Annotated in this window: 15 protein-coding genes; 8 read left to right on the forward strand and 7 right to left on the reverse strand. The window is 66.1% G+C overall.

Features of this window, described 5'->3' with window-relative positions:
• Positions 1-102: 102 nt before the first annotated feature.
• Positions 103-1,248 carry a chromate efflux transporter gene (gene chrA / locus F8S13_24415; protein KAB8140393.1) on the reverse strand — a complete coding sequence of 382 codons (1,146 nt, stop codon included), beginning with the start codon at positions 1,246-1,248 and terminating at the stop codon, positions 103-105.
• 27 nt (positions 1,249-1,275) lie between these two features.
• Complete coding sequence (locus tag F8S13_24420) at positions 1,276-1,854, reverse strand: SHOCT domain-containing protein (GenBank protein ID KAB8140376.1); 579 nt, start codon at positions 1,852-1,854, stop codon at positions 1,276-1,278.
• Positions 1,855-2,379: 525 nt separating this feature from the next.
• Here F8S13_24420 and F8S13_24425 point away from each other — a divergent pair.
• Positions 2,380-2,772, forward strand: coding sequence for a hypothetical protein (locus F8S13_24425; protein KAB8140377.1), 393 nt, complete (start codon positions 2,380-2,382; stop codon positions 2,770-2,772).
• A gap of 663 nt (positions 2,773-3,435) precedes the next feature.
• Complete coding sequence (locus F8S13_24430; GenBank protein ID KAB8140378.1) at positions 3,436-3,891, forward strand: hypothetical protein; 456 nt, start codon at positions 3,436-3,438, stop codon at positions 3,889-3,891.
• Positions 3,892-3,972: 81 nt separating this feature from the next.
• Here the strand turns inward: F8S13_24430 and F8S13_24435 are convergent, their stop codons facing one another.
• Positions 3,973-4,944: a carbon-nitrogen hydrolase family protein gene (locus tag F8S13_24435; GenBank protein KAB8140379.1), complete on the reverse strand. Its 972-nt coding sequence runs from the start codon at positions 4,942-4,944 to the stop codon at positions 3,973-3,975.
• Positions 4,945-5,811: 867 nt separating this feature from the next.
• Between F8S13_24435 and F8S13_24440 the strand changes: the two genes are divergently transcribed.
• The 5 genes from F8S13_24440 to F8S13_24460 all read left to right on the forward strand — a co-directional run bounded on the left by F8S13_24440 (position 5,812) and on the right by F8S13_24460 (position 11,531).
• The gene (locus F8S13_24440; protein ID KAB8140380.1) at positions 5,812-6,288 is read left to right on the forward strand and encodes an OsmC family protein; all 477 of its coding nucleotides are present in this window, start codon (positions 5,812-5,814) and stop codon (positions 6,286-6,288) included.
• A gap of 377 nt (positions 6,289-6,665) precedes the next feature.
• Positions 6,666-8,177 (forward strand): ethanolamine permease, encoded by a 1,512-nt coding sequence (gene eat / locus F8S13_24445; GenBank protein KAB8140381.1) that lies wholly within the window; start codon positions 6,666-6,668, stop codon positions 8,175-8,177.
• A gap of 66 nt (positions 8,178-8,243) precedes the next feature.
• Entirely contained in the window at positions 8,244-9,638 is a 1,395-nt protein-coding gene (locus F8S13_24450; protein KAB8140382.1) for an ethanolamine ammonia-lyase subunit EutB, read from the forward strand.
• Positions 9,639-9,780: 142 nt separating this feature from the next.
• Positions 9,781-10,560, forward strand: a complete 780-nt coding sequence (locus tag F8S13_24455) for an ethanolamine ammonia-lyase subunit EutC (protein ID KAB8140383.1) — start codon at positions 9,781-9,783, stop codon at positions 10,558-10,560.
• An 80-nt stretch (positions 10,561-10,640) separates the two neighbouring features.
• Positions 10,641-11,531 (forward strand): hypothetical protein, encoded by an 891-nt coding sequence (locus tag F8S13_24460; GenBank protein ID KAB8140384.1) that lies wholly within the window; start codon positions 10,641-10,643, stop codon positions 11,529-11,531.
• 12 nt (positions 11,532-11,543) lie between these two features.
• On the opposite strand, the gene F8S13_24465 is transcribed toward F8S13_24460, so the two are convergent.
• The 4 genes from F8S13_24465 to F8S13_24480 all read right to left on the reverse strand — a co-directional run bounded on the left by F8S13_24465 (position 11,544) and on the right by F8S13_24480 (position 14,509).
• Positions 11,544-12,320, reverse strand: a complete 777-nt coding sequence (locus tag F8S13_24465) for a DUF4111 domain-containing protein (GenBank protein ID KAB8140385.1) — start codon at positions 12,318-12,320, stop codon at positions 11,544-11,546.
• A gap of 86 nt (positions 12,321-12,406) precedes the next feature.
• Entirely contained in the window at positions 12,407-12,973 is a 567-nt protein-coding gene (locus F8S13_24470; protein KAB8140386.1) for a histidine phosphatase family protein, read from the reverse strand.
• A 38-nt stretch (positions 12,974-13,011) separates the two neighbouring features.
• Positions 13,012-13,440 (reverse strand): heme-binding protein, encoded by a 429-nt coding sequence (locus F8S13_24475; protein ID KAB8140387.1) that lies wholly within the window; start codon positions 13,438-13,440, stop codon positions 13,012-13,014.
• A 100-nt stretch (positions 13,441-13,540) separates the two neighbouring features.
• A complete protein-coding gene (locus F8S13_24480; GenBank protein ID KAB8140388.1) occupies positions 13,541-14,509 on the reverse strand; it encodes a LacI family transcriptional regulator in 969 nt (322 codons plus the stop codon).
• Positions 14,510-14,587: 78 nt separating this feature from the next.
• Between F8S13_24480 and F8S13_24485 the strand changes: the two genes are divergently transcribed.
• A partial coding sequence (locus tag F8S13_24485; GenBank protein KAB8140389.1) for a DHA2 family efflux MFS transporter permease subunit occupies positions 14,588-15,719 on the forward strand: 1,132 nt, incomplete at its 3' end.

A 15,719-nucleotide genomic window follows, 5' to 3' on the forward strand; every position in this document is an offset into this window, starting at 1 on the left:
CGATAGATAGAACGTTGGGCGATCACAACTTCCGGGATATATACGCGCTCGATCGGCATCCGTTTCATCTCAGGCCCGCCTACCTCACGCATCATGGCATCATCAAAAAGGAAGGTAGTGGATCACAATGCCCAGCAGCCCGCCGCCCAGCACCACCCAGGCCGAGTTGAGCCTGTAGCGAAACAGGATGACGCCCGCGACCAGCGCCAGCGCCACGGTCCACCCATCCACCAGCGCGGCCTGGCCCAGCTGCAGCAGCACCGCCGCCATCAGGCCCACCGCCGCGACGTTCACGCCATCCAGAAAGGCGCTCATCCACGGCGAGCCGCGCAGGATGGGCAGCAGCGGGTTGATCGCCGCCACAAACACAAATGAGGGCAGGAAGATCGCGACCGTGGCCACCGCAGCGCCCGGCAGGCCCGCCAGCAGATAGCCCACAAAGGTGGCGGTGGTGAACACCGGCCCGGGCGTAAACTGGCCGACGGCCACGGCGTCGAGCAGCTGCTGGTTGCTCAGCCAGCCCAGCCGCACCACAAACTCGTTGCGCATAAACGCCAGCAGCACATAGCCGCTGCCGTACAGCAGCCCGCCAATGCGCAGGAAGCTCCAGAACAGCTGATCGAGCGTGACAGGCGCGGCCTGGGCCAGGGCCAGCGGCGCGAGGCCCCACACTGGCAGCGCCGCGCGCACCCGCCCCAGCGGGCGGCCCAGGTTGCGCAGCAGCATCACCAGCGCGCCGCCGCCAAACAGCAGCGCCAGCTCGTTCGCGCCCAGCAGCGCCAGGGCCAGCACGCCCGCGCCCACGGCGGCCAGCAGCCTGCCCTTCACCGCCGTCTTCAGCAGGCCCCACAGCGCCTGGGCCACAATCACGATGATCACCGGCTTCACGCCGTAGAGCAGCCAGCCCGCCGCCGGCAGCGCGCCAAACGCCACATAGGCCCAGGCCAGCCCCAGCACGATCAGCGCGGCGGGCAGGATGAAGCACACGCCCGAGGCGATCATGCCACGCCAGCCCGCCCGCTCGCGCCCGATGTGGATGAACATCTCGGTGGAGTTCGGCCCAGGGATGAGGTACGTCGCCCCGAGCATGTCGAGAAAGCGCTCGTCGCTCATCCAGCCGCGTCGCGCCACCACCTCCTCGCGCAGCATGGCGATGTGCGCCGCCGGGCCGCCGAAGGCCGTGAAGCCGAGCCGCAGCGCCAGCAGCGCCACCTCGACCAGCTCGCCACGCGCAGCCACCTGCGCGATCCTGTGCTCCTGCGCCACTGCTACCCCCTATGGCTGCGCTCGCCGCTCCACGATGGGCAGCGCATCGACGGTGAATACCCCCCGCTGGCTGGTGAACTGCAGCGATGCGCTGTGGCCCTGCTGCTGCGAGACGCCATAGACCTGATGGTCGAGCGTGTCGTACAGCGTCAGGGTGCCGACAGCCAGCACCGCGAGCCGCCGCAGCGCGGGGAAGAAGGCGTAGCGCACATCCCCCTGGCCGCCGCTGGCGGCGGGCTGGCCCATGTCGGCGGGCCACCACGGCGCGGAGAACCCCACTAGGCCGGCCAGCGCCGCCGGGGGGCGGCTGGGCGGCGTGCGCTCGCCCGCCTGGGCCTGCGCGGCCTGGCGCAGCGCCTCGGCCAGCAGCCCTACCCGCGCCTGAAGCTCGGCGTTGCCGATCTGGCCGATCATCAGCAGGCCGCCCGCCTGCCACTGGCCCATGCCGCCTAGCTCGGGGTGCTGAAACTGCGCCATCCTGCCGCCGCCGCGCACCATGGCCTGCTGCAGCGCGCGCACCGCGCCCTGGCTGAAGCCGTAGCGCTCGGCCAAGGCCGCGATCAGCCGCTCGTCTGCATCTGCCGTCATCTGCACCTCGCTTGTGCTGCTGTGTGTCGCCACAGCGCTATGGTAGGGGAAAATGGCCAGAAGGGCAAGGGCAGCGCTTCACCACGAAGGCGCGAAGGTCTTTTACCACCAAGACTCCAAGACTCCAAGGGAACAAGAGGCAGTAGAAACTGGCGATTCGCCAGCCCTACCCACCTGGCCCATGCGGCGAAGATGCCGCTAAAGTCTTGATGGCCATATGCACGAACGCCTGCCGCCAGGAAACGGCATCGGAACGCCATAAATTGGGGGTTTCGAAGGGGGCATCGCCCCCTCGCGGGGTTCCTAGGGGCTGGCCCCTAGGCGCTGCCCGCGCAGGGCACGCACCAAACAACCACCAGCGACCATCATCATCGAAGCCGCAAGAAGATTTTCACCACCAAGGCACCCAAAAAACCACTTCACCACAAAGACACGAAGGCGCGAAGATGTTTACGCCCTTCTATACCCACCCAACAATGGTACAATCAGCATCGCTGTTTCCGCACTTCTACGGTGACACTGCCCATGTTTCAGCTCAACACAAGCTATGACCGCACCGACATCCAGTCCACCATTGGCGGCGGTATGAACGACTACCTGCCCCACAAAAACCGGCAGGTGGTCGGGATCTGCATGCGGCCCGACCAGCACCCCGACGCGCCCGACATCCTCCTGATCGGCGCGAACGAGCGGGTCTACCAGTGGGCCTGTGTGTTCTGCAATCAGCGCTTCCCCATACCCGCGTTTGTGCGGGAGGATGGCGACCTCTGGCGCTACGTCGGCCCACTTTTCGCCGAGGCATGGACCGAGAACCGCGCCGAGATCGGCATCCACCAGCTGCGCTCAGGCCGAGCCGACATCCGCCGCGTGGTCTTCTTGATGCGCTTCGACGACCCGAGGTTTAAGCTAGGGGGCTAGAGATGCCTAGTATTAAAGCATTCGCTATGCGCCACCATTTGCTGGGGTCTAACCATCCCCGTAACACATGTAATCCTATCATACCTGCTTGCAAATACCTACTGCTCATTACTATTCGTACAATCTAGCCCTCTCAAACATTTCTTAAGATTTTCTCATCTTTCAGCGGTTTGTTTCCTTCCGCAGAGCGCAAATGCAGCCATTGTCGGCAACGCTACCAGCGCAACATTTGGCCCGTGTTATGCCGGATTAACTGCAGACATTGAGCCAGGAACAACACAACTCATTCATCCAACCCATAGTATCCGCTGCACGAGCACAGTATCCGATATATTTATATCGGGATATTCTATTCCGGACGGAAACAGAAGCCTTGGCCATTTCGAAAATAAACATTGCTATAACGCAAGTGAATGTTTCTTTACATATGATTATCAATATGGGAGCATGAGTGATATATTCTACTGGGTATATACCACAGACAGCTATGTTGTCGTTAATGGTCAGAAGATATCCGGTATTCCTGTATCAATCAAATATGGAATACCATCTAGCTGCTAGCTGCTAAAAATACTATACTCGTTCACCTAGAATCTCCTCTATAAAGATCTCATTTCTCTACGGGTCTTTAAAATATATCATTCCTAGATCAGGAGAATCACAATGAAGTTCGCAGGTATCATTAAGAGTCTCGTACCATGCCTTGCGGCAGGAATTATCGCCACCGCGCCAGTAGCCGCCTATGCTCAAGAAAATTATGGCTCAACGCATACTGCTTCAGGTAACGCATTTGGGCCTTGCAGCCTATCTGTTAATGCGGATATCACTATCTATGGAGTCGAAGCGCACCATATCGTCAGTTGTTCAAGTAGTGTGTCCGATATCTTTATTTCGGGATACTCTATCCCTGGCGGAAATCGTGATGCAGGCCACTTCGAGAACAAACACTGCTATAATGCAACAAGCTGCTCAATCGATTATGTCTTTATGGCATACAATTCAACAGACGATGTGTGCTGGGCATCAACAACCGACAGCTATGTGGTGGTTAATGGAAAGAAAACCTCGGCCACTCCGCTCACGGTCAAGGGCAAGAGCATCTCGCTTACAGGCTGCTAGCGCATTCGACAGATCTACTTAAGAATCCTAACATCAGCAGCGACTACCGCCTTTACGGTAGTCGCTGCTGATGTTTCCACCCTACCGCCGCGCCGTATCGTACGGCTCGCCGGTGGGGCCGACGCGCACAAAGGGCGGCTCGACCGCCGTGGCGCACAGGGCGGCGTAGCGATGCGGGCGGCGGAAGGCGTTGCCCCAGGGCTCGCGCCGCCGGTACTCGCGGATCTGGGCCAGGTCGAAGTGGGCGAGGTAGATGCCCTCGGCCTCGCCCGCCTCGATCACTAGGGTGTCGCGCGAGCCGAGCGTGTCGAAGGCCACGGGGTCGTAGGCCAGCGAGTGGCCCATGCGCGGCCCCGCGTAGTTGGCCATGGCCACGCCCACCATGTTCTCGTAGGCCCGCGTGCGGAACTGTGTGCGGCGGTGCTGCTCAAGCTCGCAGGCGTTGGGCGTGAGGATGATCTCGGCCCCGCCCAGCATCAGCAGCCGCGCGCTCTCGGGGAACTCGCGGTCGTAGCAGATCATCGCGCCCAGCCGCACCGCGCCGCTGGCGGTGGCCAGCTCGCACACGGGGAACCCCTGCCCCGGCGTCAGCGCGGCCTCGCCCGGCGCGAAGTCGCAGGTGTGCACCTTGGCGTAGGTGAGGATGATCGCGCCGCTGCGGTCGATCAGCGACACGCTGTTGCGCGGCGCGCCCTCCCACTCCTCCAGGTAGGTGATGGCGATAGCCATGCCCAGCTCGCGGGCCAGCGCCTGGAAGCGCTGCACGAACGGGCCGTCGCGGCGCACCGCAAGGCCGCGCCACAGCTCCTCCGCAGGCGGCGCGCCCAGCGGCGCGGCGTCCCCGCCCCAGAGCTCGGGGGCGCGCACCAGGTCGGGGCCATCGGCGCAGGGGGCATGCGAGGTGTAGCCCGCGCTCCACATCTCGGGGAACAGCGCCAGATCGGCGCCCATGGCGCTGGCGCGGCGGCAGAACGCCTCGCCCTTAGCCATATTCGCCTGGGTGTCGTTGCCGCAGGCGGTCATCTGAAGAAGCGCGACCGTAAAAGGCTGCATGGAAAGACCTCCTCTATAGCTCATGAACCAGCGGCGTGCGTGGCCGATGAGCGGTCGAGGCGGCCCCCGTGCGCGGGGCGTGGGCGGCGCGCCGTGCGCGGCCCCATGGGGCAAGGCGGCACAGCGTCAGAGGAAGCAGCCGAGCATGGCAGTTCTCCCAAGCGATCATGCGAGCGTACCGCCGCATCATAGCACAGGTCGGCCAGCGCGCACACGTCCACTCCAAAAAAAACGAATACCACGAAGGCACGAAGTTTTTTTACCACCAAGACGCCAAGACTCCAAGAGACGAGAGGCAATAAGGCGATTCGCCAGCCCTACCCACCCGGCCCATGCGGCGAAGGTGCCGCGAGAGTCTTGATGGCCATATGCACGAACGAACGCCGCCAGGAAACGGCATCGGAACGCCATAAATTGGGGGTTTCACAGGGGGCGATGCTCCCTGCGCGGGGTTCCTAGGGGCTGGCCCCTCGGCGCTGCCCGCGCAGGGCACACCACCACCCAAGCACCACCGCCCTCGCCAAAGACGCGAAGTTCTTGTACCACCACAACTCCAAGGCACGAGGGGAAAGCGATCTACCTGCGCTGGGTGAGGCCTTCCCGCTGCGGTGAGAATCATGGCCAGCAGGCCTAGGGGCGCACCTTCGCTGGATGGGCGAGGCCGACCTGACGCAATCCCCTTCCCATGCGACGCAATCCTCTTCCGATGTGACGCAATCCCCTTCGCAGCATTCGTCCTCGCGTAGCTTCAGTGCTACAATAGCGCAGCCATCCCCCACCACGAGCCATGTTCAGCAGCACCCGCCGCAGAGCCTCGGGCAAGTGATGATCTTCGAGCGACCGACAACATAAAGGAGCAGAGCAGCTATGGCCGAGTACCTTGCAACCGTGCGCTGGCAGCGCGGCACCGCCACATTTAGCGACAACCTGTACAGCCGCGCCCACACCTGGCAGTTCGACGGCGGCGTCGAGGTTCCCGCATCATCGTCGCCGCACGTGGTGCCCATCCCGCTCTCCAACCCCGCCAATGTCGACCCCGAGGAGGCCTTTGTGGCGGCGGTCTCAAGCTGCCATATGCTCACCTTCCTAGGGATCGCGGCCAAAAAGCGCTATGTCGTGGATAGCTACGACGATGTGGCGGTCGGCATCATGGAGGAGGACGGGCGCGGGCGCATGGCGATCACGCGCGTGATCCTGCGCCCCGACATCCGCTTCAGCGGCAAGCACGTGCCTAGCCCCGAGCAGCTGGCGCAGCTGCACGAGCTGGCCCACAAGAACTGCTTCATCGCCAACTCGATCACGGCGGCGGTGGAGGTGGCCGGGCTGGCTCCTGACGAGGGGTAGGCCTGCGCGCTGCCGTCAGCAGCAGTTCATCACCTATACTATTTGCACAATCGCGCCCGGCCCTGGCCCTGATCTGCAACATGCAAGCGGGGCCAGCGACATAGCAAGATTGTGCAGATTTAGACAATTTTGACAAATGATGGCGCTATGCGATATAGTAGCGCCATCGGCATGTTCTCAACCTATACCTCGCATTTCCCCCAGCAGCGTTGCTGTACTCTGCGTCGCATTGCCGCTTTTTTTGATCGGTCGGTCAACGTTCCCAGCACATCTCCCGAGCGTGTGGTAGCACATCGCTCGTCTTTGTGGTTTCACCGCAACGGCGCGGATGCCATACCATCGGGTAGCCGAAAGGCTCTGTGAGAGGAGATACCGCCATGGCCGAGCAGCAGGCAGTTGGGGGGCACCAGCCCATCGCGGGAACACACGGGACGGTACAGTACGACAACGTAGACCAGAGCTACCTGGAGCAGCGCAAGCTGAAGAAGAGCGCGGGCTGGATTCTGCTGTGGGCGCTTGGCGTAGGCGCGGTGATCTCGGGCGACTTTTTCGGCTGGAACTACGGCCTGCCCGCCGGGGGCTTCGGCGGCATGCTGGTGGCCACCATCGTGGTCTCGGTGATGTACCTGTGCATGGTCTTCTCGATCGCCGAGCTTTCGGCGGCGCTGCCGCACGCGGGCGGGTTCTACTCCTTCACCCGCAGCGCCTTCGGCCCGACCCTGGGCTTCATCAACGGCGTGTCCGACATCATCGAGTATGTCGTCACGCCTGCGGTGATCGTGATCTCGATCGCGGGCTACATGCAGACGCTCATCCCCGGCGTGCCGACCTACGTGTGGTGGGTGGCCTTCTACGCCGTGTTCGTCGGCATCAACATCCTGGGCACCGCGCTGACCCTGCGCGTAGGCCTGGTGGTGACGCTGCTGGCGATCGCGGTGCTGGCGATCTTCTACGTGGGCGCGGTGGCATCGGGCGCGTTCCAGTGGGACAAGGTCTTCAACGTGGTGGCCGACCCGCAGCAGCCCGCCGCGCTGGGCGCAAGCTCGTTCCTGCCCTTCGGGTTCTACGGCATCTTCGCCGCGCTGCCCTTCGCCATCTGGTTCTACCTGGCCATCGAGCAGCTGCCGCTGGCGGCCGAGGAGAGCCACAACGCCGCGAGCGACATGCCCAAGGCGCTGATCGGCGGCATTATCACGCTGCTGGCGCTCTCGATCTTCACGCTGGTGCTCAACGCGGGCGTAGGCGGCGGCGCGAGCGAGGTGGGCGCGTCGCTGGCCCCGCTGGACATCGGGTTCAAGGCGATCTTCGGCACCGGCGCGACCCAGACGCTGCTGACGGTGGCCGCGCTCACCGGGCTGATCGCCAGCTTCCACACGATCATCTACGCCTATGGCCGCGTGCTGTTCGCGCTCTCGCGCTCGGGCTACATCCCGCGCTTCATCTCGGTGACGAGCGCCAAGTACCACACCCCGGCGCGGGCTTTGGTGATCGGCGGCGTGGTGGGCCTGGGCCTGGCGCTGCTGATCGACCGCTTCGCCGCAAGCGTGGGCGCGGCGCTGCTGACGATGAGCGTGTTTGGCGCGGTGATCTCCTATGCGCTGGTGCTGCTCTCCTACATCAAGCTGGCCATCAGCAAGCCCGAGCTGCCCCGGCCCTACCGCAGCCCGCTGGGCGTGCCCGGCGCGGTGGTGGGCGTGGTGCTGGCCGTGATCTCGCTGATCGCGACCATGGCGATCGAGAGCAACCGGCCGGGCGTGATCGGCACAGCGGTGTTTCTGGCGGCCATGATCGTCTACTACTACATCTATAGCCGCAAGCACCTGGTGGCCCAGGCCCCCGAGGAGGAGGCCGCCATCCTGGAGGCGGCCAACGCCGAGCTGAAGCACTGACATCCGCTGCGTGGCTGGGGCGTCAATCGCGCGCCCCAGCCACGCGCAGCCCCAAGGGAGAACGCAATGGCGGGCTACACCCAGGCGCTGGGCGGGCGCACCTACCACTTCGCCACGCTGGCCGCGCTGATGGCCAAGGCCACCCCCGAGCGCTCCGGCGACATCCTCGCGGGCATCGCCGCCGAGAGCGCCGAGGAGCGGGTGGCCGCGCAGCTGTGCCTGTCCGACATGCCGCTGGCCGCGTTCCTAGAGCAGCCGCTCATCCCCTACGAGGAGGACGAGGTGACGCGCCTCATCCTCGACACCCACGACCGCGAGGCGTTCGCGCCGATCAGCGGCCTCACCGTGGGCGCGTTCCGCGAGTGGCTGCTGCGCTACGAGACCGATAGCGCGGCCCTGGCGGCGCTGGCCCCCGGCGTGACGCCCGAGATGGCGGCGGCGGTCTCGAAGATCATGCGCAACCAAGATCTGGTGGCGGTGGGCAAGAAATGCCGCGTGGTGACGCGCTTTCGCAACACCATCGGGCTGGAAGGGCGCTTCTCCTCGCGCATCCAGCCCAACCACCCCACCGACAGCCCGCGCGGGATCGCCGCATCCATGCTCGAAGGGCTGCTCTACGGCTGCGGCGACGCGGTAATCGGCATCAACCCGGCCACCGACAGCCCGCAGATGGTCGCCACGCTGCTGGCGCTGATCGACGAGCTGCGCCAGCGCTACGACATCCCGGTGCAGTCCTCGCTGCTGGGCCACGTGACGACGCAGCTGGCCGCGCTTGAGCGCGGCGCGCCGATCGACCTAGTGTTCCAGTCGATCGCGGGCACCGAGGCGGCCAACCGCAGCTTCGGCATCGATCTGGCGCTGCTGGCCGAGGCCCGCGCGGCGGCGCTGGCCCTGGGCCGTGGCACAGTGGGCGACAACGTGATGTACTTCGAGACCGGCCAGGGCAGCGCGCTCTCAGCCAACGCCCACCACGGCGTGGACCAGCAGACCTGCGAGGCGCGGGCCTACGCGGTGGCGCGGGCGTTCCAGCCGCTGCTGGTGAACACCGTGGTCGGCTTTATCGGCCCCGAGTACCTCTACGACGGCAAGCAGATCATGCGGGCCGCGCTGGAGGACCACTTCTGCGGCAAGCTGCTGGGCGTGCCGATGGGCTGCGACGCCTGCTACACCAACCACGCCGAGGCCGACCAGAACGACATGGATACGCTGCTGGTGCTGCTGGGCGCGGCGGGCTGCACCTATGTGATGGGCGTGCCGGGGGCCGACGACATCATGCTGAACTACCAGAGCACCTCGTACCACGACATCCGCTTTGTGCAGTCGACGCTGGGCCTGCGCCCCGCGCCCGAGTTCGAGGGCTGGCTGGCCAGCATGGAGATCGTGGACGAGCGCGGCCACCTGCTGCCCAGCAGCGGGGCCAATCGGCTGATGCGCTCGTTGGCGCAGCTGGCGGCGGGCTAGATCGCCAGAGCGATATCAAAAAAGTGTTCTTCGGGCTGATTCAAGACATGTATTGAAAATGTGTACGCTTTCGCGATGTTGCTGATGTTCCATAAGCGCTATGGCCATCATCAGCAAGCGCCGCAAGCCAGAGGAAAAGCGCATGAGCGACGAGATCGAGCCAGCCGACGAGTGGGCGCAGCTGCGGCGCTACACCAACGCCCGGATCGGGCTGGGCAGAAGCGGCGATGGGCTGCCCACCAAGCCCATGCTGGCCTTCCAGCTCGACCACGCCCGCGCCCGCGACGCGGTGCACACCCCGCTGGATGTGGCCGCGCTGGAGGCACAGCTGGCTGCTCAGGGGCGCGAGGTCATACGCCTGCGCAGCCGGGCGGCGGATCGCGGCACCTACCTGCGCAGGCCTGACCTGGGGCGGCAGCTCGACGAGGGGTCGCGCGCCGCGCTGGCCACGCACGCCGCCGAGCGCGGGCGCGGCTACGACATGGTGTTTGTGATCGCCGATGGGCTTTCGGCGCGGGCGGTGCAGCAGCACGCGGCGCGGCTGCTGGGGCATGTGCTGCCCACGCTGGAGGGGCTGGGCTGGAGCATCGGGCCGCTGGTGGTGGTGGAGCAGGGCCGCGTGGCGGTGGGCGACGAGGCGGGGCAGATCGTGCGCGCCCAGCAGGTGGCCGTGCTGGTGGGCGAGCGCCCCGGCCTGAGCGTGGCCGACAGCCTGGGCATCTACCTGACCTACGAGCCGCGCCCAGGCCGCACCGACGCCGAGCGCAACTGCATCTCGAACATCCACGGCGCGGGCCTGAGCTACGGCGAGGCGGGCGAGACCCTGATCTACCTGGCCAGCGAGGCCCGCAGGCTGCGCCTCACCGGCGTGGCGCTGAAGGACGACCGCGCGCAGGGCGACGCGCCCGCGCTCGGCGCGTGAGGCGCGCGGCTGGTATACTGGGGCCTCGCAGCGGCGGCTGGGTGCCGCCGCGCCCGCCCGCATAGGCTCACGAGGCTCCCATGTCCGACACCAGAACGCCCATGCCCTTCTCGCTGGGCCTCACGCTCGACCGCGCCATCGCCCGCTACCGCGCGCACGCGCTGGAGTATATGGCCATCGCGGCGATCATGCAGCTCCCCATCGCGCTCACGCTGATCATCACCCACGGTACGACCGATCAAATCTTTGCATCTGGCATGCGATTTACCTCTTTGAACGATGTGCTGCGCATGATCGTCATGCTCATCTGCGTCACATTCGCTATCCACGCCACCATCATCTTTGCGCAGGCGGCAATCACCCAGCGAGCCATCCACATCGCACAGGCGCAAAAGCCGACCTTTGCGCAGAGTTTTGTGCAGATATTCCGCCACCCATTGCGCATCAGCATCCTATCTTTGATCAGCTTTATTATCCATATCATTAGCCTGATTGGATGCATGATCATCGTATTCTATTTCATTGTAGATGAGATCATGCTCTTCTCAAGTCAGCCAGAGCACACGCGCCTGCTCACCGGCGTCTTTCTGCTGGCGCTCTACCTCGCGATGTTTGTGGTGCAGGCGCGGGTCATCCTGGCCCTCCCTATCGCCATCGCCGAGCAGATCGGCGTGCGCGCAAGCATCAACCGTAGCTGGCAGCTCACGGCGGGCGCGTGGGTGCCCGCCTACCTGTGCGGGGCGATCATCGTGCTGCTCTACAGCTTCTGCATCTTCGCGCCGTCCCTCGTGCTGGGGTCGAGATGGCAAAACTTCCTTGGGCTGCTCCTCATCCGCACGATCTTGCTGATCATCTGCCTGCCGATCATGGGCCTCATCCGCCTCCAGCTCTACGAGCACCAGCGCACGCGCCGCGAGGGTGACGACCTCGCGGCGCGCATGGCGCAGGTGGGCTATGTGGGCAAAGGGTAGGGAGGGGCGCGGTCAGCGCGAGCGCTCGATGGCGCGGCGAACCTCAAGCGCGACGCGGTCCATCAGCTGCACCACCGCGGCGGGGTCGGGCGCGTAGCCGTGCCTGCGGTGGCGCAGCGCCTGCGCAATCAGGCCCGGCTCATCCAGCTGCTGCATGGCCCAGGCCGCGCCGTCGAGCTTCGAGCCCATCACGCCCTCGGCGGCGTAGCGCCAGGCACGGCAGGCGTTCAGCACGGCGTTGGCCGAGGTGCCCTCGTGCGTGTGGTGCCAGAGCAGCGAGTCGAGCAGGGCATCTAGCACCCACGGGCGTGGGATCGGGCTAAACACCTCGGCGGGCGGCGGGCCGAACAGCGCCTGGCCAACCTCGCGGCCCATGGCGATGTCGAGCAGAAACCAGTGGCTCGCCTCCTGCGCGGCATCGAGCGACATGTGGTCGCGCTCGCCCGCGCCGGTGTTCCAGTTCAGCAGAAAGCGCGGGTGGCGCGCGGCGGGGCTGACCGCGCCCTGCGAGTAGAGCACGAACTCCAGGCGGCGGGCCGGGCAGGGAAGGTGCGCGTGGGCCAGCAGCCCCGCAAGCTCGCGGCGCAGCGCCTCGGGCACCGGCACATGCGTGACAGCCTGGATATCCAGGTCGCTCACGCCCGGCTCATACGACCCATTGGCCGCCGAGCCAAACAAATAGACGCCCACAAGCTGATCGGCGAGGGTTCTCCGCAGGATCGCGCGCACATCGCGCAGATACTCGGTCTCGCGGGCGGGAAGCGGGTGGGACGGGATCAGGCTTGTCATCGCTCCTCCGAGAGCAGCAGGAACTAGAGAGAAAACACGATGATAGCATACATTCGCCGTGCGCGTGTTAGGGTGATCGCCGCCTACTACAGCACATGCTCAACCACCGCGCCGATGGCGTAGGAGGGCAGCTCGACGGACACAAACGAGGGCAGGCCCAGCCGCGACCACAGCGGGAAGGGCGCGACGCCCGCGCGGCGGGCCAGGTGCAGCGCGATCACAGTGCCGTGGGCCACCACCACCAGCGGGTCGGCGGGCGCGGGCTGGGCCAGCGCGTCGACGGCCCGCCCGAAGCGCGCAGCGGCCTGGTCGGCGGTCTCCTCGCCGAACACCAGCTCGCCGGGCCGGTCGAACATAGCCGCAACCGCCTGGCGAAACGCCTCATCCGCAAGGAATGGTGCGCTGCGGCGGTGGTGCTCCTCCAGCCCCTCGGCCACGCGCCAGGGCATGGCCAGCGCATCGGCCACCGCGCTAGCCGTGGCCTGGGCCTTCGGCTCGGCACTCGACACGATCTGGCCGGGGGCGTAGGCGCGCAGGTGCTCGGCCAGGGCGCGGCAGCGGCGCAGGCCCTCGGGGGCCAGCCGCCACGAAGCGGCGGGCGCGGCGGGGTCGAGCGTGGGCAGCGAGTGCTTGACGAGGATCAGCTTGGGCATCGTGCATCATCTCCCTGCCTGCGCTCCGCACGGCGCGCTCAGGCCTCCGCCAGCCAGCGCTGGAGCGCATCCACGCCCGCCTGGGCGATCTGGCCATCCTGCGCCGACTGCACACCGCTCACGCCGACGGCTCCCACATAGGCCTCGCCCGCCAGCAGCGGCACGCCGCCCTCAAGCGGCAGCGCGCCGGGCAGGCTCAGCACCACTATCAGCCCCTCGCTCAGGCGATCCTCGTGAAACTTGGTGCTGCGGCGGAAATGGATGGCGTGGCGGGCCTTGGCCAGGGCCGTCTCCACGCTCGCATTCGAGCAGCCATCCATGCGCAGAAAGTGCAGCAGCTGCCCGGCCTGGTCAACCACCGCAATGGCGACCGCCCAGCCGTGGGCTGTGGCCTCGGCCTCGGCGGCGGCGGAGATGGCGCGGGCCGCAGCGAGATTCAGCGCGGGCACGGTAGGAAGATCAGGCATGGCGCGCTCCATTCTCTGAAGGGTCGGGAAGAATACCACGAGTATAGCACAGCCTCGCGCCGCCGCACAATCGTTGGGGCGCACAGGAATATACGAGCAGCTACGCCGAGCCGCGCTCCACCACCGACAGCGGCACCGCTGGGATGGGCGCAGGCTGCTGGCCCGCCGCCACGGCCAGGATGTGCCGCACCAGATCGCCCAGCAGATCGGCCTGGTGCAGGCTCACCGAGGTGAGCGCGGGCACGCTAAAGGGCGCGAGCGGGATGTCGTCGCAGCCGATCACCGCGGCAGCTGCGGGCACCGCCACGCCCAGGTCGGCCAGCGCGGCCAGCAGCATGAAGGCGATCTCGTCGTTGTAGCAGCAGAAGCCGACCGGCCCGACAGCGCTGGCCAGCAGGCCCGCCACAGCGGCGCGCGCCGCAGCCCGGGAGCGCGGCATGCGCACCACGGCGGGCGGCGCAAGGCCCAGCGCGGCGCAGGCGCGGGCCACACCTGCCATGCGAGCGTCGGCCAGGCGCTGCACATCGGCGCGCTCGGGGGCCACGAAGGCCAGCCGCCGCCAGCCGCGCCCGTGCAGGTGGGTGGCCTGAAGCTCGCCCACCGCCGCGCCGTAGGCCGCACCATCCAGCGTGACCACAGGCGCGCGGAACTGCTCTAGGAAGGCAGCGTCGGCGGGGCTGGGCGCATCGATATAGCTAACCACCACGGCAGGGCTGATGTTGACCGAGGGGTGCGTGGCCTCGCCAGCGCTGCGCCCAATATGCCAGATCAGGCTGTAGCGATGCTGGGCCAGCGCCTCGCCCAGCGCCTGCAGGCTGATCGCCAGCCCTGGGTCGACTTGGGCGAAGGGCAGCACAGTCAGCACCACCTGGCTGCTGCCAGCGCGCAGCGTGCGCGCCGCAGGCGAGGCCTGGTAGCCAAGCGCGCGGGCGGCGGCCAGCACACGCGCGCGGGTCTCGGCGGGGATGCTCTGGCGGGGGTCGTTGTTGAGCACGTAGCTCACCGTGGCGCGCGAGACGCCGCTGGCGCGGGCCACATCCACGCTGGTCACTCGGTGTTGTTTTGCCATAGGTTCCTTGACAGTACTCGTGAGCGCTACTATACTCAACTTACACGTGTAAGTCAAGGTGCAAATCAAAGGATCGCTATGCCACGCCCCAGCATCGCCCCAAAATGGCTCGTCCTGATCGCCATCACACTCGGCATGTTCATGAGCCTGCTCGACGATACCATCGTCAACGTTATGATCCCCCAGCTCCAGCTCGCCTTCGGTAGCTCGGTGCAGTTGGTACAGTGGGTTGTGACCGTGTACATGCTCACCCAGGCCGCCGTCAGCCCCACCGCGCCCTATCTGGCGGCGCGCTTCGGCACCGCGCGGGCCTACTTCTGGAGCCTCGCAGCCTTCGTGGCTGGCTCGCTGCTGTGTGGCCTAGCCTGGAGCCTGCCCAGCCTCGTGGTGGCGCGGCTAATCCAGGGCATCGGCGGCGGCATCCTGCTGCCTCTGGTGATGACCCTGCTCTACCAGAGCTTCGCGCCCAACGAGCGGGGCAGCGCCAGCAGCGCCATGGGCATGGCCATGATGGTCGCACCTATGCTCGGCCCCATGCTGGGCGGCTACTTCGTCAGCGCCTTCAGCTGGCACTTCGCCTTCCTGATCAACCTGCCGCTCGGCGCGGTCGCCCTGCTGATCATCCGCCACACCCTGCCGCGTGGAGAGCGCGGCGCGGGGACCGAGGCGGGCAGCTTCGACATGGCAGGGTTCGCCGCCATAGCCACCAGTAGCGTGCTGCTGCTCTACGGCATCTCCACCATCGATCTAGGCCCCGCGCTGGGCAGAAATTTCGCCGTGCTGGCAGGCGGCGTGGCCATGCTGGCGTGGTTTATCGCCATCGAGCGTGGCCGCACCGCGCGCGGCCAGCAGCCGCTGCTCGACCTGCGCGCCTTTAGCGACGCCACCTTCTCGCGTAGCGCCGTGGCCCATGGCTGCATGGCCTTCGCCCGCTTCGGGGTGCTGTTCCTCTTCCCGATCTACCTGCAGGCCCAGCGCGACCTCAGCCCATTCGAAAGCGGCATGCTGCTCACCTCGCAGGCCGTGGCCACCATGATCTCCCTGCCGCTGGCTGGGCGGCTGGCCGACCGCGTGGGGGCGCGACCCTCACATGGTGTCACTTTTGGGAAGTGTCAGAAGTACACTTTCCAGCGAACGGGCATGGATAGACCGAACGCGTGCTGGCGGTTTTGCCACGCGATGGCCAGGGTGAACAAGCTGCACTGCCATT

The organism is Chloroflexia bacterium SDU3-3, assembly GCA_009268125.1.
In the GTDB taxonomy this organism is placed as follows: Bacteria; Chloroflexota; Chloroflexia; order Chloroflexales; family Roseiflexaceae; genus SDU3-3.

What these genes read in the sequence shown, in the direction of transcription:
- F8S13_24425 (KAB8140377.1), top strand. Translation starts at nt 2,380, where the DNA reads ATGTTTCAGCTCAACACAAGCTATGACCGCACCGACATCCAGTCCACC.
- F8S13_24470 (KAB8140386.1), bottom strand. Translation starts at nt 12,973, where the DNA reads ATGCCCAAGCTGATCCTCGTCAAGCACTCGCTGCCCACGCTCGACCCC.
- F8S13_24475 (KAB8140387.1), bottom strand. Translation starts at nt 13,440, where the DNA reads ATGCCTGATCTTCCTACCGTGCCCGCGCTGAATCTCGCTGCGGCCCGC.
- F8S13_24440 (KAB8140380.1), top strand. Translation starts at nt 5,812, where the DNA reads ATGGCCGAGTACCTTGCAACCGTGCGCTGGCAGCGCGGCACCGCCACA.
- eat (KAB8140381.1), top strand. Translation starts at nt 6,666, where the DNA reads ATGGCCGAGCAGCAGGCAGTTGGGGGGCACCAGCCCATCGCGGGAACA.
- F8S13_24420 (KAB8140376.1), bottom strand. Translation starts at nt 1,854, where the DNA reads ATGACGGCAGATGCAGACGAGCGGCTGATCGCGGCCTTGGCCGAGCGC.
- F8S13_24435 (KAB8140379.1), bottom strand. Translation starts at nt 4,944, where the DNA reads ATGCAGCCTTTTACGGTCGCGCTTCTTCAGATGACCGCCTGCGGCAAC.
- F8S13_24430 (KAB8140378.1), top strand. Translation starts at nt 3,436, where the DNA reads ATGAAGTTCGCAGGTATCATTAAGAGTCTCGTACCATGCCTTGCGGCA.
- F8S13_24465 (KAB8140385.1), bottom strand. Translation starts at nt 12,320, where the DNA reads ATGACAAGCCTGATCCCGTCCCACCCGCTTCCCGCCCGCGAGACCGAG.
- F8S13_24455 (KAB8140383.1), top strand. Translation starts at nt 9,781, where the DNA reads ATGAGCGACGAGATCGAGCCAGCCGACGAGTGGGCGCAGCTGCGGCGC.
- F8S13_24450 (KAB8140382.1), top strand. Translation starts at nt 8,244, where the DNA reads ATGGCGGGCTACACCCAGGCGCTGGGCGGGCGCACCTACCACTTCGCC.
- F8S13_24480 (KAB8140388.1), bottom strand. Translation starts at nt 14,509, where the DNA reads ATGGCAAAACAACACCGAGTGACCAGCGTGGATGTGGCCCGCGCCAGC.
- F8S13_24460 (KAB8140384.1), top strand. Translation starts at nt 10,641, where the DNA reads ATGTCCGACACCAGAACGCCCATGCCCTTCTCGCTGGGCCTCACGCTC.